The 23,211-nt window shown below is 60.2% G+C and carries 22 protein-coding genes; 6 read left to right on the top strand and 16 right to left on the bottom strand.

All coding sequences use genetic code 11. The features are described 5' to 3' along the window. Positions 1-111 precede the first annotated feature (111 nt). Positions 112-465, bottom strand: coding sequence for a hypothetical protein (locus tag FHT79_RS19780; protein ID WP_179874684.1), 354 nt, complete (start codon positions 463-465; stop codon positions 112-114). A 409-nt stretch (positions 466-874) separates the two neighbouring features. On the opposite strand from FHT79_RS19780, the gene FHT79_RS19775 reads away from it, so the two are divergent. The 3 genes from FHT79_RS19775 to FHT79_RS19765 all read left to right on the top strand — a co-directional run bounded on the left by FHT79_RS19775 (position 875) and on the right by FHT79_RS19765 (position 4,838). Beyond that, positions 875-2,779 (top strand): EAL domain-containing protein, encoded by a 1,905-nt coding sequence (locus tag FHT79_RS19775; protein WP_097595037.1) that lies wholly within the window; start codon positions 875-877, stop codon positions 2,777-2,779. Positions 2,780-2,959: 180 nt separating this feature from the next. Next, entirely contained in the window at positions 2,960-3,619 is a 660-nt protein-coding gene (locus tag FHT79_RS19770) for an HD domain-containing protein (RefSeq protein WP_179874683.1), read from the top strand. Between the two features lie 361 nt (positions 3,620-3,980). Beyond that, positions 3,981-4,838 carry an MOSC domain-containing protein gene (locus FHT79_RS19765; protein ID WP_048338678.1) on the top strand — a complete coding sequence of 286 codons (858 nt, stop codon included), beginning with the start codon at positions 3,981-3,983 and terminating at the stop codon, positions 4,836-4,838. A 358-nt stretch (positions 4,839-5,196) separates the two neighbouring features. Here the strand turns inward: FHT79_RS19765 and FHT79_RS19760 are convergent, their stop codons facing one another. The 12 genes from FHT79_RS19760 to rpoZ all read right to left on the bottom strand — a co-directional run bounded on the left by FHT79_RS19760 (position 5,197) and on the right by rpoZ (position 15,758). Next, the gene (locus FHT79_RS19760) at positions 5,197-6,192 is read right to left on the bottom strand and encodes an aldo/keto reductase (RefSeq protein WP_097595142.1); all 996 of its coding nucleotides are present in this window, start codon (positions 6,190-6,192) and stop codon (positions 5,197-5,199) included. A 101-nt stretch (positions 6,193-6,293) separates the two neighbouring features. Beyond that, positions 6,294-7,064 (bottom strand): DNA repair protein RecO, encoded by a 771-nt coding sequence (gene recO, locus FHT79_RS19755; RefSeq protein ID WP_047616261.1) that lies wholly within the window; start codon positions 7,062-7,064, stop codon positions 6,294-6,296. A 66-nt stretch (positions 7,065-7,130) separates the two neighbouring features. Further along, entirely contained in the window at positions 7,131-7,616 is a 486-nt protein-coding gene (locus tag FHT79_RS19750) for a response regulator (protein ID WP_063474238.1), read from the bottom strand. Positions 7,617-7,940: 324 nt separating this feature from the next. After that, on the bottom strand, positions 7,941-8,693 hold the full coding sequence (locus FHT79_RS19745) for a Crp/Fnr family transcriptional regulator (protein WP_097595035.1): 753 nt from the start codon (positions 8,691-8,693) through the stop codon (positions 7,941-7,943). A gap of 151 nt (positions 8,694-8,844) precedes the next feature. Next, the gene (era, locus tag FHT79_RS19740) at positions 8,845-9,786 is read right to left on the bottom strand and encodes a GTPase Era (RefSeq protein WP_047616255.1); all 942 of its coding nucleotides are present in this window, start codon (positions 9,784-9,786) and stop codon (positions 8,845-8,847) included. Positions 9,787-9,793: 7 nt separating this feature from the next. Then, the gene (gene rnc / locus FHT79_RS19735) at positions 9,794-10,513 is read right to left on the bottom strand and encodes a ribonuclease III (protein WP_047616253.1); all 720 of its coding nucleotides are present in this window, start codon (positions 10,511-10,513) and stop codon (positions 9,794-9,796) included. Continuing rightward, positions 10,510-11,253, bottom strand: a complete 744-nt coding sequence (gene lepB, locus FHT79_RS19730; protein WP_028759159.1) for a signal peptidase I — start codon at positions 11,251-11,253, stop codon at positions 10,510-10,512. The genes rnc and lepB overlap by 4 nt, the downstream gene beginning before the upstream one ends. A 149-nt stretch (positions 11,254-11,402) precedes the next feature. Next, the gene (gene acpS, locus FHT79_RS19725) at positions 11,403-11,807 is read right to left on the bottom strand and encodes a holo-ACP synthase (protein WP_028759158.1); all 405 of its coding nucleotides are present in this window, start codon (positions 11,805-11,807) and stop codon (positions 11,403-11,405) included. 38 nt (positions 11,808-11,845) lie between these two features. Beyond that, the gene (locus tag FHT79_RS19720) at positions 11,846-12,436 is read right to left on the bottom strand and encodes a DUF2062 domain-containing protein (RefSeq protein WP_028759157.1); all 591 of its coding nucleotides are present in this window, start codon (positions 12,434-12,436) and stop codon (positions 11,846-11,848) included. Between the two features lie 157 nt (positions 12,437-12,593). Further along, positions 12,594-12,743 carry a DUF3563 family protein gene (locus FHT79_RS19715; protein ID WP_080759973.1) on the bottom strand — a complete coding sequence of 50 codons (150 nt, stop codon included), beginning with the start codon at positions 12,741-12,743 and terminating at the stop codon, positions 12,594-12,596. Positions 12,744-12,937: 194 nt separating this feature from the next. Next, positions 12,938-15,172, bottom strand: coding sequence for a bifunctional (p)ppGpp synthetase/guanosine-3',5'-bis(diphosphate) 3'-pyrophosphohydrolase (locus FHT79_RS19710; RefSeq protein ID WP_047616251.1), 2,235 nt, complete (start codon positions 15,170-15,172; stop codon positions 12,938-12,940). Positions 15,173-15,353: 181 nt separating this feature from the next. Then, positions 15,354-15,758, bottom strand: coding sequence for a DNA-directed RNA polymerase subunit omega (gene rpoZ, locus FHT79_RS19705; RefSeq protein WP_003574261.1), 405 nt, complete (start codon positions 15,756-15,758; stop codon positions 15,354-15,356). A gap of 297 nt (positions 15,759-16,055) precedes the next feature. Here rpoZ and FHT79_RS19700 point away from each other — a divergent pair, with 297 nt between their 5' ends. Then, on the top strand, positions 16,056-16,637 hold the full coding sequence (locus FHT79_RS19700) for an NYN domain-containing protein (RefSeq protein ID WP_028758247.1): 582 nt from the start codon (positions 16,056-16,058) through the stop codon (positions 16,635-16,637). Positions 16,638-16,745: 108 nt separating this feature from the next. Here the strand turns inward: FHT79_RS19700 and smpB are convergent, their stop codons facing one another. Continuing rightward, complete coding sequence (gene smpB / locus FHT79_RS19695; RefSeq protein WP_012557117.1) at positions 16,746-17,225, bottom strand: SsrA-binding protein SmpB; 480 nt, start codon at positions 17,223-17,225, stop codon at positions 16,746-16,748. 116 nt (positions 17,226-17,341) lie between these two features. Continuing rightward, positions 17,342-18,226 carry a 4-hydroxy-tetrahydrodipicolinate synthase gene (dapA, locus tag FHT79_RS19690; RefSeq protein ID WP_028758248.1) on the bottom strand — a complete coding sequence of 295 codons (885 nt, stop codon included), beginning with the start codon at positions 18,224-18,226 and terminating at the stop codon, positions 17,342-17,344. 214 nt (positions 18,227-18,440) lie between these two features. Between dapA and FHT79_RS19685 the strand changes: the two genes are divergently transcribed. Beyond that, positions 18,441-20,516 carry a lytic transglycosylase domain-containing protein gene (locus tag FHT79_RS19685; protein ID WP_028758249.1) on the top strand — a complete coding sequence of 692 codons (2,076 nt, stop codon included), beginning with the start codon at positions 18,441-18,443 and terminating at the stop codon, positions 20,514-20,516. Positions 20,517-20,581: 65 nt separating this feature from the next. Continuing rightward, entirely contained in the window at positions 20,582-21,478 is an 897-nt protein-coding gene (locus FHT79_RS19680; RefSeq protein WP_028758250.1) for an alpha/beta hydrolase, read from the top strand. Positions 21,479-21,568: 90 nt separating this feature from the next. Here FHT79_RS19680 and FHT79_RS19675 read toward each other — a convergent pair whose 3' ends face one another. Then, entirely contained in the window at positions 21,569-22,576 is a 1,008-nt protein-coding gene (locus FHT79_RS19675) for a porin (protein WP_028758251.1), read from the bottom strand. Positions 22,577-23,211 lie beyond the last annotated feature (635 nt).

Raw genomic sequence — 23,211 nt, 5'->3', positions numbered from 1 at the left:
AACGTGTCAAACCGGAAGGTGTTCCTGACCGAGGAAGATCGAACGAAGAAGACGGGACGAGAAAAGCCGGCCAAACGGCCGGCTTGCAGATCACCTGGATCGGGATGCCGTTCAGGCGATGGCGTCGAAATCGAACTGGCCGTAGGTCTTGCGGTAGAGATCCTCGGGCTGATCGCCCGTTGTCGGCGCGGTCTGCTGCAACGGATAGGAAACGGCGATGCTGCTTGCCGTGCCACTGTCACGCGTGTCCATCATCAGCGCAATCAGGCTGCCGGAAAACTTCGGCTGCGTCTCGCTGGCCTTGTCCTCTTCGAGGAGCTCCTTGATGATGCCGGGCTTCTTGTCGGCGGCACGTTCGCCGCGGCTGAGTACGCCATCGCCATTGGCATCGAGCCGCGAAAGCGTCGCCAGATATGCATATGAGGTGTCTGAAACGGATGTGGTGCTGGTCATACAAACCTCCATTCACCGCCTTTTGCCGGTGGTGTTTGTACGCAATACGAAGGTGGAAAATCACTGTTGACTCGGTGGTTAAACTGATTTGCGCAGTGCGTCAATAAGTTGTTAACTTCTCATTAACGATGATTGACAAACGTTAACGGAACGCCTCGGCACAGGCTTCCGCCAGCGTCAACGGGCCGATTTTCTCCGTATTTCAGCGATTTTTCACATAAAAAACAAACGTCTATCGCGTCAACGCCGCTGCTGCACTGCAACCGAATATTAATCCGGCCCGTACAAAATGGGCGTCACAAGGCACCACCCAGGCGTTCAGCTTATAAAAAATCAATTTTAGAGGTTTCCCAACGCAATGAGGTACGTTCATCAATGAAGACGACCATGCCGTCGCAGCCGTCTCGCAAGATGTATCGGCATGAAAGCTGAAGCGCTCTTCTGGCAGCAATGTAGCCAGGCCGTCGCCGCCGATGGATCGATCGATGCGCAGCGACTGATGGAACTTGTGATCGCGACCTATCGCGTCCATGAAAGCGATTATGACGAAATCGAAAGAAGCGCGGAGACGCTGCTCAGGGAAAACCATGCGCTGCGAGGCAATATTTCCGCCCTCAGCCAGGCATTCGACGGACAGACAAAGCTCTTCGAAATCATTCTCAACAATCTGCCGCTCGGTCTCAGCGTCTTCGACGCCGACCAGCGGCTGACGCTTTCCAACATCCGCTTCCGTCAACTCTTCGGCCTGACGCAGGAAGATGTCACTGCCGGCGCGGCAATCGCCGATCTCACGGCCAAAATGCGCGGTACAGAGAGCGCCGGGGTCAAGCCCGGCCGGCGGAGCGGGCGACATTCCTCCGCAACCGCAAGAACCGGCAGCATCCGCCGGCGCGAATGGGTGATGGACGATGGCCGCATCATTCAGAGCATGGTGACCATTCTTGCCGACGGCAGCAACATCGCCATACATGCCGATATTACCGAGGATCGAAGGGCGGCCGAGCGCATCACCTATCTCGCCCACCACGACCCGCTGACCGGCCTTCCGAACCGCATCCATTTCCGCGAGCAGGTCGATGCGACGCTCACCGAGCGCAAGCCGGATGAGCAGATAGCCCTCGTCCACCTCAATCTCGACGGGTTCAAATCGATCAACAACACGATGGGCGTTTCGGCCGGCGACACGATCCTGCAGCAGGTCGCCGCGCGTATCCGAATCTCGGCCGGTTCGGAGAACACCCTGGCGCGCCTCGGTTCGGACGAATTTGCCATCCTGCAGACGGGGAAGCAGCAGCCGTGGAACGTGACGGCGCTTGCAGAACAGATCCGCCAAGAGCTTTCCGCACCGTTCTTCCACGGCGAAAAACAGGTGGAACTCAGCGTCTCCATGGGCATCGCAGTCGCCCCTGATGATGGCGAGGAAACCGACATCCTGTTGAGGAACGCCGGCGTGGCGCTGTCACATGCCAAGGCAGATGGGCGCAAGCGCGAGCGCTTCTTTACCGGCGAGATGGAAGCGCAGATGCAGCTGCGCCACGCGCTGGAGGCAGACCTCAAAGCCGCCGTTGAGAACGAGGAATTCGAGCTGCACTACCAGCCGCTCTATGATCTCTCGCAGCGGCGCATCTGCGGCTTCGAAGCTCTGATCCGCTGGAACCACCCCGTCCGAGGCCGCGTTCCGCCGATGGATTTCATTCCGCTTGCCGAAGAGGTCGGCCTCGTCGTCGATATCGGCCGATGGGTTTTGCGCCAGGCCTGCAGCGATGCGGCGCAATGGCCGGAGGGCATCAAGGTCGCCGTCAATGTCTCGGCGATCCAGTTCAGCAGCAGCGACCTGACGCAGGATGTCAGCGAGGCGCTTGGCGCTGCATCGCTGCCGCCGTCGCGGCTAGAGCTCGAAATCACCGAGAGCGTGCTGATGGAAAATCTGGGCGAGGTGCTGCCGATCCTGCATGCGCTGAAGGAGCGCGGCATCCGCATCTCGATGGACGATTTCGGCACCGGCTATTCCTCACTGAGTTACCTCTCGAGCTTCCCCTTCGATAAGATCAAGATCGACAAATCCTTCGTCAACGACATCGTCGACAACAAGGAAGCGCATGCGATCATGCACGCGATCATCCTGCTCGGCGATGCGCTCGGCATGCGCGTCACTGTCGAAGGTGTCGAGACCGCAGCGCAGTTGGCGCTGCTCGAACGCGAGGAATGCGACGAGATCCAGGGCTATCATATCAGCCCGCCGAGACCTGCAGGTGACGTGGCCCATCTTCTCTCCCTGCCGCCAAAGAACGGCGCCGTGGCGCATCACCCTCAAGCCAAGCACTGAGATCCCAATTCAGGGCCTTACGGCGCTCTCGTCTTCTCAGACGGGCAGTGCCGTCGATTGCGACTCGCACGGCAAGCCGCTACACAATCGGCTGCGATTCCCGGTGTCTTCGTTGTCGCATAGTTTACCCGCCGGCATCACTTCCGCCCCGATGCCCTGTTGGCGGAAACGATTTTCCTTATGACAGGTGGCGCAATGTTCGAGGCCGAAGCCTTCTCCCCATACGAAACGCTCGCGGCGGCGCTGATTGCCCATGCGACCGACGGCGACGACGGCTCGCACGACCTTGCGCATATCCTGCGCGTCTTCAGGAATGCCATGCGCATCCATGCGGGCGAAGGCGGCGACGGGCGGGTTCTTGCCGCTTCCGTGCTGCTGCACGACTGTGTCGCCGTCGAGAAGAATTCGCCGTTGCGGGCAAAAGCATCGGCTTTGGCGGCGGAGAAGGCATCGGCAATCCTGGCGGAACTCGGCTGGAGCGAAGCGGATATTGACGCCGCGGCCCATGCAATCACCGCGCACAGCTTCTCGGCCGGGGTGGCGCCTCAGACGCTGGAGGCGAAGATCCTGCAAGATGCCGACCGGCTGGACGCGATCGGCATGATCGGCGCCGCACGCTGCTTCTATATCGCCGGGCGACTAGGATCCGGGCTCTACAATCCGTTCGATCCGCCGGCAGCGGACCGTCCGCTCGATGACAAGCGTTATGCCATTGACCATTTCCAGACGAAGCTGTTCAAACTGGCGGAAGGGTTCCAGACCGAGACCGGCCGCAGGCTGGCGGCCGCGCGCGACAAGAGCTTGCGCGACTTCCTCTCGGCCTTCATGGATGAAATCTAGAGTCTTTCCGGGTTAGATTGCAGCATTCTGTTGGCTCAAACGGAGTCGGATGGTCGACCGGCCGGCGCGCGTCGTAGCCCAGTTCTACGGCCAAGCCGGCCGGTCGATCAGACGGCCCGTTTCAGCCAACCCTCCCGCAGATTTGCCTGGCAAATCTGCAAGACTTTAGATCGCCGGACGCACCTGTTGCTTCGCATGGCGAAGCAGTGCGGCCGGTGGGCCGGGCATCTTTCCGCCAGAGCAAAGGCGATCGGCTCGGACGTACCTTAGGGTATGCCCGTCGCCAATCGCCTTTGCCCTGACGAAAACCTGCTCCGGCAGAATGCTGCAATCTAACCCGGAAAGACTCTAGGAGCACAACATGCGTGTCAGCGACCTCTTCATCTACCCGCTCAAGAGCGCCCGCGGCATTGCGCTGCCGGCCGCCGACATCGACGCCTACGGGCTTCCCGGCGACCGACGGGCGATGATCACCGATGCGCAGGGGCACTTCATCACCCAGCGCGAGCTGCCAGACCTCGCACGTATCGAGGTGCGACCGGAAGCGAACGCCTTTCGGCTGCTGATGCAGGGAAAGCCTGACATATCGGTTCAGCCGCCTCAGCCTGAAAATCGCATGGATGTGACCGTGTGGAAATCTGCCGTCAGTGCCGCCGTCGCCGATCCGGAGAGCAACCGGCAGCTTTCCGAGTGGCTCGGCCGCGAGGTGCGGCTGGTCTTCTTCGATGGCCAGGCGCGGCGAACGGCGAATGCCGAATGGGCTGGCGAAGGCACGCCCGTCACCTTCACCGACGGCTATCAGATCCTTGTGACGACAACCGGCTCGCTGAAGGCATTGAATGCCGATCTCGCCGCCCATGGCGAAGGCAGTGTCGGCATGGAACGCTTCCGTCCGAACATCGTCATCGATACGGACGAGGCCTGGCCGGAGGACCGCTGGGCGGCAATCGAGATCGCCGGCATCCGCTTCGATCTCGTCAAACCCTGCTCCCGCTGCATCATGACGACCCAAGACCAGCTGACCGGTTCACGCGAGGGGCCAAACCCGATGCCGGCCATGGGCCGCATCCGCATGTCGGCCGACCGGCGCGTGCCCGGCCCACTGTTCGGCTGGAACGTCACGCCGCGCGGCAGCGGCAGGATTACGGTCGGCGACGCCGTCAGCATTGTTGAAGAGAGACCGGAAGGCTGGGCGCTCAAACGTCGCGCCGCAGCCTAGAGCCTTTCCGGGTTAGATTGAAACATTCTGTTGGCTCAAACGGAGTCGGATGGTCGACCGGCCGGCGCGCGTCGTAGCCCAGCTCTACGGCCAAGCCGGCCGGTCGATCAGACGGCCCGTTTCAGCCAACCCTCCCGCAGATTTGCCTGGCAAATCTGCAAGACTTTAAAATCGCCGGGCGCACCTATTGCTTCGCATAGCGAAGCAGTGCGGCCGGTGGGCCGGGCATCTCTAGCCAGGATCAAAGGCGATCGGCTCGAACGTACCAGGAGGTACGCCCTTCGCCAATCGCCTCTGCCCTGACGAAAACCTGCTCCGGCAGAATGCTGCAATCTAACCCGGAAAGGCTCTAGCCTTTTCAGACGCGATCAAGCGCGGCATCGATTCCCGCCATGACATCGGCCGGCAGCGGTCCCTTTTCCAGTGCGCCGGCATTTTCCTCCACCTGGGCGACGGTGCGGAAACCCGGAATGGGGAGCGTGCGCGGCGAGCGTGCCCAGAGCCAGGCAAGCGCGCCCTGCGTCAGCGTGCGGCCACCTGAGGTCAGTAGATCACGGACGGCATCGAGCCTTGCGGCGAATTCGGGGGCGATGCGCCCGTCCTTGAAATAGACCATCCAGTCGAGGGCGGCACCGCGGACATCCTTCGCGCCCACCGCCTTGTCGGCGGTGAACTTGCCAGTGAGCAGACCCATGGCCAGCGGGCCGCGATTGATGGAGATCAACCCCTTCCCCTCGGTCACCGCAATCATCTCCGGCACCGGCTCGAAGACGTTCATCGTATGCTGGATCGAGACATAGCCCCGGCGGCCGGCATGACGGGCGGCGCGATCGGGAGAATCGGTGCTCCAGCCGAACGCATCGATCTTGCCTTCGGCCCGCAGCGCCTCCAGCGTATCGAAGACGGCATCCGACTGTTCCAGCGGAAAATCATTGATGTGGAACTGCAGCAGATCGAGGCGGTCGCGCTTCAGGCGGCGCAACGAGGTCTCGACCGAACGGCGAATGAAGGCCTCATCGGCAAAGGCACCGGTTGCCTGCTTGGTTTCCGGATCGGTGGCAAAGCCGAATTTGGTGGCGATGACGATATCGTCGCGATTGCCGATCGCCCGGCCGAGCACGTCCTCCGAGTGGCCGGCGCCGTAATTCGACGCCGTGTCGAAGAAGCGGATGCCGAGTTCGATGGCGCGATGGATCGCTTCGACGGATTCATCGTCGTCGACATCGCCCCAGCCGAGTGGCGTGTCGCCGGCGAAGAAGGGACCGCCGATCGCCCAGCATCCCATGCCGAGGCGCGGAATTTCGCGGCCGTTCCAGAGCGTGATCGTCGTCGGTGATGCGGTCTTGGTCAGCATGAGGTCCTCCTTGATTGGCAATCCTGTGAAGACATAGGAAGCGCTCTTCGGCAGGTAAACCGCCAAATCCGGAGGATGTTTTGCACCCGTAAAAAACGAGGTCAGGCGGAAATACCATTCGGAGGGGAAAGCGTCCGCAAGGCTGGATTGAGCGCCTTGAGCGCGGCCTGAACGAAACCGTCGCGGGCCGCCGCCGCCTCGATGCCACGCGGCTCATAGACGTGGCGATGCAGAAAGAACCCCGTCAGCCGGAATGCTGCTGCGAGACTATCGAAGTCGGCCGCATGATTGCCTTCGGCACTGAGGAACGGCGGCAGGAGCAGCATCTTGTCCGCCCAGGGGGCACCGGCCGTGCGGCTGACGGCACGCCCGGATTTCGGCGAGACATAGACGAGATCGGAACGGGCGCCGGTTGCGGCGCATTCGGCAAGATCGAGTCCGAAGCCGAGATCATTCAGCACCGCAAGCTCGAAACGCACGAAGAGTTCGCCGGCATCGGCCGGGTTGTGCAGGTGATCGAGGATTACTTCAAGCGCATCGAAGAGATGCGGATGCGGGTCACGCTCCGGCAGCAGCCGCAGCAGCGCGCCCATGGCCTGGACGCCGTAGACGGCGGTCGCCGTTTCCATCAGGCGGGCGGCGCGCAGCGTCACCGGTTCGACGCGGAAATCTCCGAGATGCTCGTCAAGCCGAGCGCGCCAGGTGACTTCGACGGCATTGCCCGCCTGCAGCACAGGCTGCATGGCGCGCGAGCGGCCGGAACGCACCAGGCCGAGATGGCGGCCGCGATCACGCGTCATCACCTCGGCGATGACGCTCGTCTCACCGTGGCGCTTGACGCCCAGAATGATCGCATGGTCTTGCCACTGCATCGAAAGAAGTCCTTGCGGATGACGAATCCATCCTAATCCAAGGACCGGTTTCTGTCATGGACCGCGTCAGGCGACAGCCGGGAAAAGCCTCAGCAGGAAGTCACGCATCGCGGTTTCGTCGAAAGGCTTGACCAAAAGCGGGATGTGCTGCAGGTCGGGTGGGAAATCGCCCGTATCGGAATAGCCACTGACGAAGCCGAAGGGGATGCCGATATCGAAAAGATGGCGGGCAAATCCGAAGCTCATGCCGTCACCGAGATTGACGTCGAGAAGGGCGAAATCATATGTCTCCGCCGCGATAGCAGCCCTCGCCTGCTCGACGCTGCCGACGATATCGATACTCTCGACGCCGGCCAGGCGCAGAATATCCTCCGCCTCCATCGCGATGATCAGACTGTCCTCAAGAACCAGAACACGGATTGCGCTCATGATTCGATGCCCCTCGTCGAGCGCCTGTCGCAGCGCCCCGGCCGTTTCGCCAACATCATTGCCCTCCGGTGCCCCGCATGGCACGCTATCGGTGAATTCCGCCACCTTGTCTGAATAAACCATTTTTCTGCCCGGTCGATAAGAATCAAAATCGGAGGAAAGATGATGCCCGACCTTATTTTCCCTGATGCTAATCTGCATTTAAAAAAGACATAACCAAGCTGGTTGGTCAGGGGTCTGTCGACAAATAATCGTGTCCTCAGACGGATGACTGTGATTTGCGCGAAGCCAAGACGGCTACCGGCAGTTTTGTCGTCGCAGGCGGACCGATCTCACAGAAATGCGAGAGTTTGCCCATCAAATGTGGATGGTAGCAAGCGATCGAAATCGAGCGCAATAACGCCAAAACAAAGCGATAGAGCATGCCCGGGACGCGGAGAATGGAATTTAGATGAACGGGCGTTTGCCCTCTCCGAGCCCTTCCCAACCGGCGATCGCCATCAACTCTTCGCCGTTCAGCACCTCGCAGCCGCGCTCCTGCCAGCGAATCAACCCACGTTCGGCGAGCTTTTTCAGAGTCTTGTTGGTGTGGACGATGGAAAGACCAAGCGTGTCGGCAATGTGCTGCTGGGTGATGGGGATGAATTTGCGGCCGTTGAAGATATTGAGCTTCCGGCCGCGCTCGAACAGGAACGCGATCAGGTAGGCGGCTCTTTCCAGCGCCGTGCGGCGGCCGATGCTCAGGAGATGCTCATCCAGGATGCGTTCCTCGCGCGCGGCGATCCAGGTGATGTCGAAGGCGAGCGAGGCATGTTTGTTGTAGAGCGTCATCAACCGGTCACGCTCGAAGACACACAGGGAAACGGGCGAAAGCGCTTCAACGGAGTGCTGCATCTCGCCGGCGATCGTTCCCTGCAGGCCGATCAGGTCGCCCGGCATGATATAATTCAGAATCTGGCGGCGCCCGTCCTCCAGCATCTTGTAGCGGAAGCCCCAGCCGGTAAGCACCGTGAAGAGATGAGCGCTGTGTGCGCCCTCAACGAGGATGGTGGAGCCGGCATCGACGGCAAGCTCGCCCCTCTTGAAACGCGAGACGAATTCCAACTCGTCGCGGCTGAACTCCCTGAAATGCGGCAAGGGGCGCAAAGGACATTGCTCGCAAGGGGTCTTGAAAGAATGGATGGGTCTCGACGTCGCCATATTTGCCCTTGCCGTCGCAAAACCGGCGCGCCAACGTTGGCGCGCCGCTCATCAAAGAATGCGCAGGCCACGGATTTGTTCCACGAGCGAGGCAGATTTTTTATGCGAAAACAAAGGGCTGGCGCGTGCCCGATGAAATCTTTGCCATGCTTTATTTCGGGAAATCGAGGCCCATTTCGCGGAACCGCTCGGGATCATCGCCCCAATTCTCACGAACCTTGACGAACAGGAAGAGATGGACCGGCTGTTCGAGGATTTCCGACAGTTCCTTGCGGGAGGCAGTCGAGATCGCCTTGATGGTTTCACCACCCTTGCCGAGGGCGATCTTCTTCTGGCTGTCGCGCTCGAGATAGATCACCTGCTCGATCCGCACCGAGCCGTCCTTGCGCTCTTCCCACTTCTCCGTTTCGACGTGCGAGGCATAGGGAAGCTCCTGATGGAGGCGCAGAAACAGTTTTTCGCGGGTGATCTCGGCGGCGAGCTGACGCATCGGCAAATCGGAGATCTGGTCTTCCGGATAGTACCACGGCCCCTCCGGGAGGGTCTTCGCCAGATAGTCCATGACGTCGTCGCAACCGGAGCCGTTTTCGGCCGATATCATGAAGGTGCGCTCGAAGGCGATCTTCTCGTTGGCGGCAGCGGCCAGCGCCAGCAGATCCTCGCGATTGACGCGGTCGATCTTGTTGAGCAACAGGATCTTCGGCTGCCGGACCTCCTTGAGGCCTTCGAGGATGGCTTCGGCATCGCCGCGCAGACCGCGCTCGCTGTCGATCAAGAGCACGATCAGATCGGCATCCTTGGCACCGCCCCAGGCCGAGGTCACCATGGCGCGGTCAAGCCGGCGACGCGGCTTGAAGATACCAGGCGTGTCCATGAAGACGATCTGGGCATTGTCGTGGATGGCGATGCCGCGCACGATCGCCCGCGTCGTCTGCACCTTATGGCTGACGATCGAGACCTTGGCGCCGACGAGGCGGTTTACCAACGTCGACTTGCCGGCATTGGTCGGCCCGATCAGCGCGACGAAGCCCGAATGCGTCGGACCACTGGTTTCTGCGGCAGCTTCGGCCGCGATATCTTCTTCTTGTGTCATTGTCCCGTCAGTTTCCGGCAGGCGATTGCTGCCAAATGCCTTCGCGCTCAAGCATCTTCGTCGCCGCAACCTGTTCGGCGGCACGCTTCGACCGCTCTACGCCGGTTTCGGGCTTAATGCCAGCAACTTCCACCGTCACCTTGAAACGCGGATCATGATCCGGTCCGCTGCGTTCATCAACCCGGTAGATCGGAGTGACACCGAATTTCGCGTGCGACCATTCCTGCAGCTCGGTCTTGGCGTCGCGCTTGGCGCCATCGGCCCGCGCCGCCCTGCCCTGCCAATAGCGCAGTATGAACCGGCGGGCGACCTCAAGGCCGCCGTCGAGATAGATCGCGGCGATCAGGCTTTCAACGACATCGGCGCGCACGTTCATCATGCGCTTGCCGGTCAATTTCTTCACATCGGCGCCGGTGCGGATATAGAGGTGAAGATTGAGTTCGTCGGCGACCGCTGCGCAGGTTTCGGCGCTGACGAGCTGGTTGAGGCGAACCGAGAGCTCGCCTTCGCCTGCTGTGCCGAAGGTGCGGAACAGAAGCTCGGCGATGCAGAGCCCGAGGACCCTGTCGCCGAGGAATTCCAGCCGTTCGTAATTGCCGCCCTTTTCCGTGCGGGCACTGGCATGGGTCAGCGCCCGATCGAGGCGTTCCTTTTCGGCGAAGTCGTGACCGATCAGGCCTTCAAGCTTTGCGCGGTCCGCCGCAGAAAGCGTCTGCGCCTTGCTCATTCAACAACCTTGAAGAGGCGGTCCCAACGCATGTTCGTCGGCCACTTCCAGATTTCTCGGAAGGAGGTGTCGTTGCCGAGCGAGAAGAAGATGACGCTGGCACGGCCGACAAGATTTTCGGCAGGCACGAAGCCGACGTCGAACCGGCTGTCGAGCGAGTTGTCGCGGTTGTCGCCCATCATGAAATAATGGCCTTCCGGCACGATGAATTCACGGGTGTTGTCACCCCGCGACACCGGAGACTGATCGAGCGTGTCGTAGGTCTTGCCGCTGTCGAGCGTTTCGCGGAACACCGGCACATCGGCGCCCGGATCGAGCTTGTAATCCGACGTGAAGGTCCCGTCCGCCACCTTCGGAACCGGCTTACCGTTGACGTAGAGCACGCCGTCGGTCACCTGGATGTGATCGCCCGGCAGGCCGATGCAGCGCTTGATGTAATCAACCTCAGGGTTTGGCGGGAAGCGGAAGACGACGATGTCGCCACGCTTCGGATCGGCGCCGAACAGGCGGCCGCTGAAGATGTCGGGGGAGAAGGGCAGCGAATATTTCGAATAGCCGTAGGCGAACTTGTTGACGAAGATATAATCGCCGACGAGCAGCGTCGGCATCATCGAACCGGACGGAATGGTAAAGGGCTGGAACAGCACCGTTCGGATCACCATCGCCAAAATCAGCGCCTGGATGATGACTTTGATATTTTCCCAGAGGGCGTTCGGCTTGGCTTCGACTTTTTCGGACACGCAGTCTTATTCCTTCAAGACGCCGCGGAGGCGCAATTCTTTCTGTCGTTCTCTCTAGCGGCTTCGGCCGATTGCGGCAATGGCGACAACGTCAAAAGCGACGAGAGGTCGCGACTACAGGCTTACGGGGGTCGCGATAACACTCCGGATCAAAGGTTCTCGGGCAACGCCTCGATAATGACGAAGGCCTGCGCCAAGGGATAATCATCGGTTATTGTCAAATGAATGGCGGGCTTGTGGCCCGCCGGCAGCAGCGATTCGAGGATCAGGGCGGCGGCGCCTGACAAAACCATGGTCGGCTTGCCGCTCGGCAGGTTGACGACGCCCATGTCCTTCCAGAAAACGCCCTGGGCGATACCGGTGCCGAGTGCTTTGGAACAGGCCTCCTTGGCGGCGAAACGCTTGGCATAGGATTCGGCGCGATTTGCGCGGCGGTCGGAACGCGCGCGTTCGACCTCGGTGAAGCAGCGATGGGTGAAGCGCTCGCCGAAGCGCTCGATGGATTTCTCGATGCGGCGAATGTCGATCAGATCGCTGCCAATGCCGATGATCATGCCGGAACCTTCCGTCGCTTGAGAATTCTCGATCGGGTTCAAACGCTCGGCATGTCGCCGGCCGGGCTGGCAAGGCGCAGGCGCGCCCGCTCGATCAGCCGTATGTGGCGGCGCGTCTGAAAACCCTTCACGGTGTAGAACGTCAGCGCATAGAGCGCAACGGAGGTGACGATCGCCGGCGGGATGGCGCCTACCAGCATCGGTTCCAGCACCGGCTTCCACAGCTCGGTGAAATTCAGCTTATGGAAAAGCGCGGCCAGATCCACCGTCTGACCGGCCAGATGATCCTCGCGGCTGAGCAGCAGATGTCCGATCTCCCAGGTGATGCCCCAGATGAAGGGATAGGTCAGCGGATTGCCGAAGGCCGCGCAGCCGAGGGCGGCGGCCACCATGCTGCCGGAGAGGAAATAGGTGATGACGAAGGCCATGACGAAATGCACGCCGATGAACGGCGTCCACGAGACGAAGACACCCGCGGCGACGCCAGCCGCAACCGCGTGCGGCGAGGCGCTCAGGCGCAGGATGCGCATTGTCAGGTAACGGATCGGGCGAAGGAAACCTTTGCGGGGCCATAAAAGCTCTCGCATCTTTTCCTTGAATCCCGCAGGCTTGCGACGGCGAAACAACATGGCCGGTATTTAGTGCAGCGCACATGACCATGACAAGAGCGGCAAATGATACCGCCCGAAAAACAGCTCAGCTCTCTCAGCGGAGAGGAACTTCTTCAGCCGAGGGGCGTCCGTTATGCAAAACGTCCCTCACTCGCCTCAAGTATAAAGCTCAGTATTAGCGATTGCGGAATAGACCGCGGTCGACCTGGCGCTGACGAAACTCGAGATCGATACGATCGAGCGAGCCATTGAGATATGCCATTTCACGTTCCTGCGTGGTCTGAGCGCGGAAGGCGCGAGCGATTTTCCTGATAGGGTCAAACATTATCTTGTCTCATCTTCTGTTTGCGTTTCGATGATCAGAAGATAGGCCCGGCGCAGGTTAATTACTACAGCCGCAACATGGAGACAGCCATGCGCCTAATGCATTGCTTGCCTTTTTGGTGCTCCACATTGCGCACAAAACGATCATAAAATATGCAATCTCTCGCCCAGCCCACTGACAGGCTTAACAAAAGCTTACTCGTAAAGCCGCCGAACGGTGGCGATGCAATCCAGTTCCTTCATCTGGGCGAGCAGCTGATTGAGCTGGCGCAAGTCCCAGACCTCGACCTCGAGCATCATTTCGGTGAAATCGGCCGCCACCCGCACCGTGTTCAGAAGGCGAATATTGACGTCGAGGCCTGCGACCGTCTGGGCGACCTTGGCGAGCGTGCCGGGCTCATTCAACCCATTGACCATGATGCGCGCCATGAAACGCGACTTGTTGGCTTCGTCGAGATCCCAGCGGACGTCGATCCAGCGGTCGGGCTGATCGTCGAAGCGCTGCAGGCTCGGCGACTGGATCGGATAGATGGTGATGCCGTTGCCCTGGTCCATGATGCCGACGATGCGATCGCCAGGCACAGCACCAGTCGGCGCGAACTTGACGTCGACATTGCCGGACAGACCGCGGATCGGACCGATATCGGCATGCGTGTCGACTTCCGAATGGCCGCCGTCGGGCCCGGCCTTGGTCTTGCCGGGGATCTTGAAGATCATCCCGGCCGCACTGCGCACGTTGAACCAGCCGTCGTCGCCTGATGGTTTCACGGTGACGCGCTCGTCCTGATGATCGGGATAGACGGCGCGCAGCACATCGAGCGAGGACATCTCGCCACGGCCGACGGCGGCAATCGCATCCTCGACATCCTTCTGGCCGAGACGGTGCAGCGCCGGCTTCATCGCCTCGCGCGAGAAGATCTTGCCGGCCCTGTCGAAGGTACGCTCGAGAATGCGGTGACCGAGGCCGGCATATTGCTTGCGGATCGCCATGCGGGTGGCGCGGCGGATGGCGGCGCGCGCCTTGCCGGTCACGACGATCTCTTCCCAGGCGGCGGGCGGAACCTGCACGCCGGAGCGGATGATCTCGACCTCGTCGCCATTGGCAAGCCGCGTCACCAGCGGCATGATACGGCCGTTGATCTTGGCGCCCACCGTGGTGTCGCCGATATTGGTGTGCACCGCATAGGCGAAATCGATCGGGGTGGCGCCACGCGGCAGGGCAATCAGCTTGCCCTTCGGCGTGAAGCAGAAGACCTGATCCTGGAAGAGCTCAAGCTTGGTGTGTTCGAGGAATTCTTCCGGGCTGTCGCCCTCGGCGAGCGCCTCGATCGTATGGCGCAGCCAGGAATAGGCGTTGGATTCGCGCGAAAGGATGTCGCCGTCGGCATTGGTGGCGCCGTCCTTGTAAAGCGCGTGGGCGGCGATGCCGAATTCGGCGATTTCGTGCATGCGCTTGGTGCGGATCTGCAGTTCGATGCGCTGGCTGGACGGACCGACGATGGTGGTGTGCAGCGACCGGTAATCATTCTGCTTTGGCGTCGAAATATAGTCCTTGAAGCGGCCGGGCACGACGCGCCAGCGCGTGTGGACGATGCCGAGCGCCCGATAGCAGGACGGGATGTCCTCGACGATCAGGCGGAAGCCGTAGACATCGGAAAGCTGCTCGAAGGAAAGAGACTTCGACTGCATCTTGCGAAAGACCGAATAGGGCTTCTTCTGTCGGCCCTTGACATAGGCGCTCGTCAACCCGCTTGCGACCAGCAGGTCGCGCAGTTCGGCCTCGATCTTCTTGACGATGCCCTCGTTGCGCTTCGAAAGCTCTTCCAGCCTTTTGGTGACGGTCTCGTAGGCTTCCGGGTTCATATGCCGGAAGGAGAGTTCCTCGAGTTCCTCACGCATGTCCTGCATGCCCATGCGGCCGGCCAGCGGCGCATAGATTTCCATCGTCTCCTCGGAGATGCGGGCGCGCTTGTCGGCCGACATGTGATCGAGGGTGCGCATATTGTGCAGGCGATCGGCAAGCTTGACGAGCAGCACACGCACATCATCGGATATGGCGAGCAGCAGCTTGCGCAGGTTTTCCGCCTGCTTGGCCTTCTTGGTGACGAGATCGAGCTTCTTGATCTTCGTCAGCCCCTCGACCAGGCGGCCGATATCCTCGCCGAACAGTTCGTCGATCTCGGCGCGCGTCGCCGTCGTATCCTCGATCGTGTCGTGCAGAAGGGCAACCGCGATCGTCGATTCATCGAGGTGCATGTCGGTGAGGATGGCGGCGACTTCGAGCGGATGAGAAATATAGGGATCGCCGCTCGCGCGCTTTTGCTGGCCATGCTTCTGCATGGCGTAGACATAGGCTTTGTTCAGCAGTGCTTCATTGGCATCGGGCTTGTATTGCTGAACCCGCTCCACGAGCTCGTACTGCCGCATCATTCCAAAGCCACTCCGATAAAAATAAAAGCGCGCCAATCAACGATTGGCGCACACATGGGCAATAATATGCCTAAGCAATAAAGGCGCAAGATTGACGATTGGTAATCATCGCTCTTTTGCATCGCATGAAGCTGTTTCGGTATCACATCTGACCGATGTGACCGGGATCCGGCCTATGCGCTTAGTAGTCGTCGCTCTTTTCCGGCGGCACCAGGCCTTCGATGCCGGCTAGCAGCTCTTCTTCCGACATCTGGTCGAAAGTGATCGTCTCCGGCAGGTCGTCCTGCTCCTCGCTGTCGGCTGCGGCGACGCCGCCGGCGGCGATCATGCTTGCCGGATCGGGCTCGGGCTCGTCGACTTCGACATGCTTCTGCAGCGAATGGATCAGATCTTCCTTGAGGTCATCGGGTGAAAGCGTCTCGTCGGCGATTTCGCGCAGGGCCACGACAGGATTCTTGTCATTGTCGCGATCGATGGTGATCGAGGCACCCTGGGAAATCAGCCGGGCGCGGTGGCTGGCGAGCAGAACCAGCTCGAAGCGGTTCTCCACCTTGTCGATGCAATCTTCAACTGTGACACGGGCCATTGCCTGTCCTTTGCGGTCGTCATTTCGGGATTAGCACGCCCGATACAATTAAAACCGGGCAAATACAAGTTTTTCATTCCGGCGCCCCTCGTCTTTATCCGCGACTGAGCTAAATTTCCATGGAGAATGTCATAATTCCACCGAAGGTTGCTTGGAATATGCCGAATCGTGCCCTAAATCTTTCATATATGAATAATTCATAAAGTAAGGATCAAAGCGAAATAGAAACGCAAGGTATTGTTTTTATTGAAGTTTGTCACCTGCGGATTTCGATTGCTCTCATTGGATTGGTAAGCGATGTTTGACCCACGCGAAAAAATTGCACTCTTCATTGACGGCGCCAACCTCTACGCTGCATCCAAGAGCCTCGGCTTCGACATAGATTACCGCAAACTGTTGAAAGCATTCCAGAAACGCGGTTATCTGCTGCGCGCTTATTATTATACCGCTCTGATCGAGGATCAGGAATATTCATCGATCCGGCCGCTGATCGACTGGCTCGACTACAACGGCTACAAAGTCGTCACCAAGCCCGCCAAGGAATTCACAGATTCCATGGGTCGCCGAAAGATCAAGGGCAACATGGACATCGAGCTTGCGATCGACGCCATGGAACAGTCCGAAACGGTCGATCATCTTGTCATCTTCTCCGGCGACGGTGATTTCACCAATCTGGTCGAGGCGCTGCAGCGCAGAGGCCGCAAGGTCTCGGTGATCTCAACCATGGCGACGCAACCGCCGATGATCGCCGACGACCTGCGTCGGCAGGCCGATCATTTCATCGATCTCTTGTCTTTGAAGGCTGAAATCGGTCGTGATCCTTCCGAGCGGGCGCCACGTCCGGTCGAAGTCGTCCCGGCCAGCGATTTCGAGGAGTGATCTCTCCACCATCTCGAAGCGGAGCTGCGAAGCTCAGCGGCACGGCAGCTGCCTTCGCGCATCGCCATGCTTTGGCATGCGTGCTGAACGACAGCGGCCGATCTTAGATCAGCCATTGTCCTTCAGCAGGCGGCTCTTCTGCCGGTTCCAATCGCGTTCTTTCTCCGACTCGCGCTTGTCATGCAATTTTTTACCCTTGGCGAGCGCCAGTTCCATCTTCGCCCGACCGCGATCGTTGAAATAGATCTTCAGCGGGATCAGCGTCATGCCTTCACGGTTGACGGCAGAACGCAGGCGATGAATCTCACGGCCCGACAGCAGCAGCTTGCGGCGTCGGCGCGGTTCGTGATTGAAGCGGTTGGCCTGCAGATATTCCGGCAGATAGGAATTGATCAGCCAGATCTCGCCCCCCTCATCCGAGGCATAGGATTCGGCGATATTGGCCTTGCCCTCGCGCAGCGATTTGACCTCCGTGCCCATCAGCACGAGGCCGGCCTCGTAGGTATCGATGATCTCGTAGTTGAAGCGGGCCTTGCGGTTTTCGGCCACGACCTTGTTCACCACGCGCTGGCTGCCTTTGGGGGCCATGACGACATTCCATTCATTTAGAGCGCGAAAAGCCGCGCCCTCATTCCCGACCTCTATCTGAGGGCTTGCCCTTTATGTAAGGGAGCGACCCGGCCTTGTGAAGATGGCCGGTCTTTTCAGTTCAGCAGGCCGGCATGGCGCAGCGCGGCGTCGATCGCCGTTTCCGTGGCCGGCTCCAGCGTCGAAAGCAGCGGCGAGCGGACGTTGCGGCTCATGCGGCCAAGCCTGGAGAGCCCGTATTTGGCGCCGCAAAGACCCGGCTCGAGGAAGATCGCCTTGTGCAGCGGCATCAGCCGATCCTGATATTCCAGGGCGCGGGCATAATCGCCTGCGAGCGTCGCCGCCTGGAACTCGGCGCAGAGCCGCGGGGCGACATTGGCCGTTACCGAAATACAGCCGACACCGCCATGGGCGTTGAAGCCGAGCGCCGTCGCATCCTCGCCGGACAGTTGCCGGAAATCCGTGCCGCAGGTGATGCGCTGTTCGGAGACGCGCTCGATCTTACCCGTTGCATCCTTGACGCCGACGATATTGCTGTGCGCCTTGGCGAGCGCCCCCATCGTTTCCGGCGTCATGTCGACCACCGAGCGGCCGGGGATGTTATAGATATAGATCGGCAGATCGACGGCCTCGGCGATCGCCGAAAAATGCGCGATCAAACCCTTCTGCGTCGGCTTGTTGTAATAGGGAGTGACGACCAGAACGGCGTTCGCACCGACCTTTTCGGCATGCTGGGCAAGCTCGATCGCCTCTCGCGTATTGTTCGAGCCGGCGCCGGCCATGACGGGGACGCGTTTTGCGGCAACCTCGATGCAAAGTTCCACGACCCGCTTGTGTTCGGCATGCGACAGCGTCGGGGATTCGCCCGTCGTGCCGACCGGAACGAGACCGGCGCTGCCTTCCTTGATCTGCCAGTCGACATGAGCGGCGAAACTATCTTCGTCGATCAGTCCGGCGTCGGTGAAGGGGGTGACGAGGGCGGGAATGGACCCATTGAACATGCAAAGCTCCTCACGACCAAATCCTTGCTTCGGCCGCATTCCATGAATAAGAGTTGCGCACCATAGAGCGCCGAAATCATCGCGACAAGCGCGGAGAGTTCGGTTTAGGGCAAATTCCGATAGCAGATGTGAATGAATTTTACCTGGTACGGTAAGGTTTCGTTAAGATGCCTCTAGCCTAATGGCAGGGCGTGTTTTCGGTGCGAGATCCCGGATGAAGAAAGCTGTCCTGATTCTGTCCGCCTTCGGCTTCATTGCCGCCGCGTGGGGCAGCGTTGCGTCGCCGCTTCCCGGCGAGAGCGCTGCCATGCCTGATGTCAAGCCGCTCGGCTTCATCCCCGAGACATCCATACCGGAGGCGATCACAACAGGCGCCATCCCGCGCAATCCGGCAGTGGCGCCTGTCAACAGCGACCTGAAAACCGGCCTCGACGCGCTTTCCGACAAGGACCCGCAGCTGGCGCTTTCGATCCGCGACAGCATGCGCGACGATACGCTTGACCGCCATATCCTCACCTGGGCGATCGCCGTTTCTGGATTGAAGGGCGTTCCCTCCTATGAAATCGCCAGCGCCGCGCAGGAGCTCAAGGGTTGGCCGGGTCTTTCGCGGCTGCGCGCCTATTCCGAGCGCGCGCTCTATGACGAAAATCCCGCCCCTTCCGCCGTGCTCGCCGCCTTCGGCGATACTGCGCCTGAGACGATGCAGGGCGCCGTCATCCTCGGCCGGGCGCTGGTTGCGACAGGCAAGCAGGCGCAGGCAGCAAAATATATCCGCAAGGTCTGGCGTGGAGAGGCTCTCGACAAGGCGACGGAGGACAAGATCCTCATCGAGTTTTCCGCGCTGCTGACGCCTGCCGACCATAAGGCGCGGATGGACTATCTGATGTATCGCGGCCGGGTGGCGCAGGCCAAGCGCTTCGGCGACATGGGCCAGGCGCAGTCGCTCTACAAGGCCTGGGCTGCCGTCGACGCCAAAGCAGCCAATGCCGGCGCCCTGCTTAACGCCGTCGATGCGAGATGGCGCGGCGATGCCGGCCTGCTGTTTGCCCGGATCGAATATCTGCGCAAGCAGGACAAATATGCCGAAGCGGCAGCGCTGCTGGAGCAGATGCCACCCGAGCGCAGCGAACTCGTCAATTCCGGCGAGTGGTGGAACGAGCAGCGGATCATCAGCCGCGGCCTGGTCGACCAGGGGCAATTCAAGCCCGCCTATCGCATCGTCGCAAACTACGCCGCAACAAGCCCGACGGATATCGTCGAGGCCGAGTTCCATGCCGGATGGTACGCGCTTCGCGGCCTGCAGGACCCGACAACGGCGGAAAGACACTTCCGCAAGATCCTCCAGACATCAAACGGGCCGATCTCGGTTTCACGCGCCTGGTATTGGCTGGGCCGGGCAGCGGAGGCCGGCGGCCCCGGCCAATCCAGTGAATTCTATACGAAAGCCGCGAATTTTCCCGGCACCTTCTACGGTCAGCTCGCGGCCGAACGGCTGGGGCGAAAGACGCTGAACGTCGCCTATCCCTCTCCGAGCACGGCCGACCGGCAACGCTTCCAGGCGCGCGAAGCCGTGCAGGCGATCGCCCGGCTGGAAGCCGCAGGCCATGGATGGCGGGCCGATATTCTCTATCTCGCGCTCGCCGATCAGCTGCAGAGCCCCGGTGAATTGGCCGTCCTTGCAGCAAAGGCCGAGCAATCCGGCGATCATCATCTCTCGTTGCAGATCGGCAAGATCGCTTACGGGCGCGGCATCGATGTCGCAGCGCTGGCCTTTCCGGTCGGCGTGATCCCAGCGAACGCCAATATATCAGGCTCCGGCAAGGCACTCGCCTATGCCATCGCCCGGCAGGAAAGCGCCTTCAACCCGGCCGCCGTTTCGGCGGCGAATGCGCGCGGCCTGCTGCAGCTTCTGCCGGGAACAGCCCAGGCGGTGGCCAAGCGCCACAATATTACCTATTCCAAAGACAAGCTGACGGCCGATGCCGGCTATAACGCGACGCTCGGCGCACATTATCTCGGCGAGCAGATCGACGCCTTTGGCGGCTCCTATATCCTCACCTTCATTGCCTACAATGCCGGGCCGAAGCGGGTGCCGGAATGGATCGGCCGCTACGGCGATCCGCGCGGCAGGCCGATCGACGAGATCGTCGACTGGATCGAGCGCATCCCCTTCCCCGAAACGCGCAACTACGTGCAGCGGGTGATGGAGAATTACGAAGTCTACAAGGCCCGCCTTGGCCAGCCGACCGATATCGAACGCGACCTGATCGGCGGACGCAGCGCCTCCTGAAGCCGTTTGGTGCGGCTCGCAAAGCAGGCTACATCTTCGGGATCAACAGATCTCGAGGGGATGCGATGCCGGATACTTACGCAGGCGATTTCCAGGAACGGTTTTACACATCTTCCGACGGGCTGAGGCTTTATGCCCGCGACTACCGGCCCGACGAGGCCCTAACAGGCGGACGGCTGCCGGTAATCTGCCTGCCCGGGCTGACCCGCAATACGCGGGATTTTCATCGGCTGGCGCTGCTTCTCTCCCGCGACAGAACATCGCCGCGCAGGGTCATCGCACTCGATTCGCGCGGCCGGGGAAACTCGGCATGGGACGAGAATAAGGCGAACTACAATCTCGCCGTCGAAGCCGGCGACGTCATAGCCGCCTGCGCGGCGCTCGGCTTCGAGCGGGCGATCTTCATCGGCACATCGCGCGGCGGGCTGATCCTGCATCTGATCGCAGCGACGCGTCCGGCTCTCCTCGAAGCCGTCATCCTCAACGATATCGGGCCTGTGATCGAAGCTGAAGGGCTGGCACGAATCCGAGATTACCTCAACAATGGCAGGCAGCCGGCGGAGTGGAGCGAGGCGGCCGATATATTGAAGGAAAATCATGGGGCGTCGTTTACCGCACTTGCGGGGGAAGACTGGCGCGAGATGGCGCTTGCGCTTTATCGCGACGTCGGGGGAAGGCCGGTCGCCGATTTCGATCCGGCGATCGCAGATGCACTCAAATCGGTCGATTTCAGCCAGCCGCTACCCGATCTGTGGGAGCAATTCGAAAGCCTGAGCCGGTTGCCGCTCATGTTGATCCGCGGCGAGAATACGTCGCTGCTCTCAAAGCAGACGGCCGACGAAATGGCACGCCGCCATTCCGGACTGGTTCTGCACACCGCGGCGAAGCAAGGGCATGCACCGCTCCTCCATCTCGGCAGCATCCCCGCAATGATTCAGGCTTTTCTCGCCAATTGCCGATAAGCGCTTTGATCTCCATCTATCGAGACAGTGACCAAAAGCAGAAAGCCCGGCTCAAGAGCCGGGCTTTCCGTATTGCCTAATCTGGTCAGATTAGAACGCACGCTGCAGGCGGAAGTAGCCCGTCGTGGAGTCGTCAGCATCTTCCGGATCGAGGTACTGAACCGAAGCCTTGGCGTAGAAGTTGTCGACGATCTGGTAATCAACCGTCAGACCGGCCTTCCAGGCATCGCCGTTGCCGAAGTCGTCGCCAGAAACGTAGTAGTCGCTGTAGTACTGGACGCCAGGGGTGATCTTGAGCTTGTCGGTTGCCTTGATTGCGTATTCGGCAGCAACAGCCCATTCAGCCTTGGTGTAGTAGGAGCTCGGGCCGGTAGCGTATACGGCAGCGAGGCCGAGCGTGCCGGGACCGATGTCAACCGTACCCATTGCACGGACAGCACCTTCTTCGTTGTCGACGTCGTAGCCGGCAGTGATCTGGTAGCTGAACGCGCCAGCCTTGCCGCCGAGACCGACTGCAACACCAACGTTGTTGGCTTCTTCGTCCGTCTTGTAGAAGCCGTCTTCGAGTTCATCGACGCTGATGCCAGCGTAGAAGTCAGAGGTTTCGTACTGATAACGGATGGAGTTATGCAGGGTGACCGGAGAGCCGATATCGTCGGTTTCGCCAGAGAGGCCATCGTCCCACCAGCTGTAGAACAGACCAGCGCGGAAGCCGGCGATGTCGAGGTAAGCGGAGTCGAGCTTGGCACCCTGATCGGTGGCGTTGTCAGCATTGAACTGCATGACGATGACGCCGGTCAGCGGACCGTATTCGGTGTCGCTCTTGGCCGTGAACTGAACCTGACCACGGCTGAAGGCATCCCAGTCAGAGTCGCCGCCGACATCTTCGCCGACGTTAACCTGGAAACGGACGTAACCGTTGATCTTGAGGCAGGTTTCGGTGCCCGGGATGTAGAAATAGCCGGTGCCGTAAGCGTCGCAAACGCGGACGTATTCAACCGGTTCCGGCTCGGCAGCAACGATAGCGTCAGCAGCCTGAGCACCGGAAACTACTGCGAGAGCAGCAGCGGAGCCGAGAAGAAGGCTCTTGATGTTCATAAATGACCTCCAATTCAAAGTTTCGATCGGGTTTGGGATCTTTCGCTGAGCAGCGTTCCCTGCCCCATCCCCGTGTTTCAAGAAGTGGACGATCAGTCGCCCTTGCTTCCGACGCTGAAAATACAAGACGGAAGCCGTCACGCAATCACCAACTTACTCGGATGGGGGGTTTGCGGGAGCCTTCCCGACATTCTGTTGCTGAAAGGACACAAGTCGGGCAACCAGCCCCGATTTCCTTTATGCTTTGTTAAGAAAACCCTGATTTTGCGGCTGCTTAGCTCTGATCGACAAAGAATTGGACATGCGCTTTGTGACACATTCGCGACACTTTTTTGACAAAATCCGGTTCTTTCTGGGATACCGTAGCGCTGGGAAGCGTAACCGGAGGTGCACCAATCCGCTTTCGTCACCTGCCGATGCAGGGCGCGGGAAGTGATTCCCGCAAAGCGATTCTCTCGCTCGAGGCGGAGAGACCTTCCCGTCGCGTGGCCGCAAAGCCCCGCTGCATCATTCAATAAAACCGGGAACCGATTTAAGGAATTACGCAGCGACTCAAAGTCGCTTCAGCGTCCATTGTCCGCCTGAAAAGACGCGCGGCGCTGTAATCGACGAAGCGAATATGATTCCTGGCAGGA

The organism is Rhizobium sp. BK212, from assembly GCF_014197475.1.
GTDB classification, from domain to species: domain Bacteria; phylum Pseudomonadota; class Alphaproteobacteria; order Rhizobiales; family Rhizobiaceae; genus Rhizobium; species Rhizobium anhuiense.
Note: the sequence above shows the minus strand (reverse complement) of the source record. Positions and strands in the feature narration are given on the sequence as shown.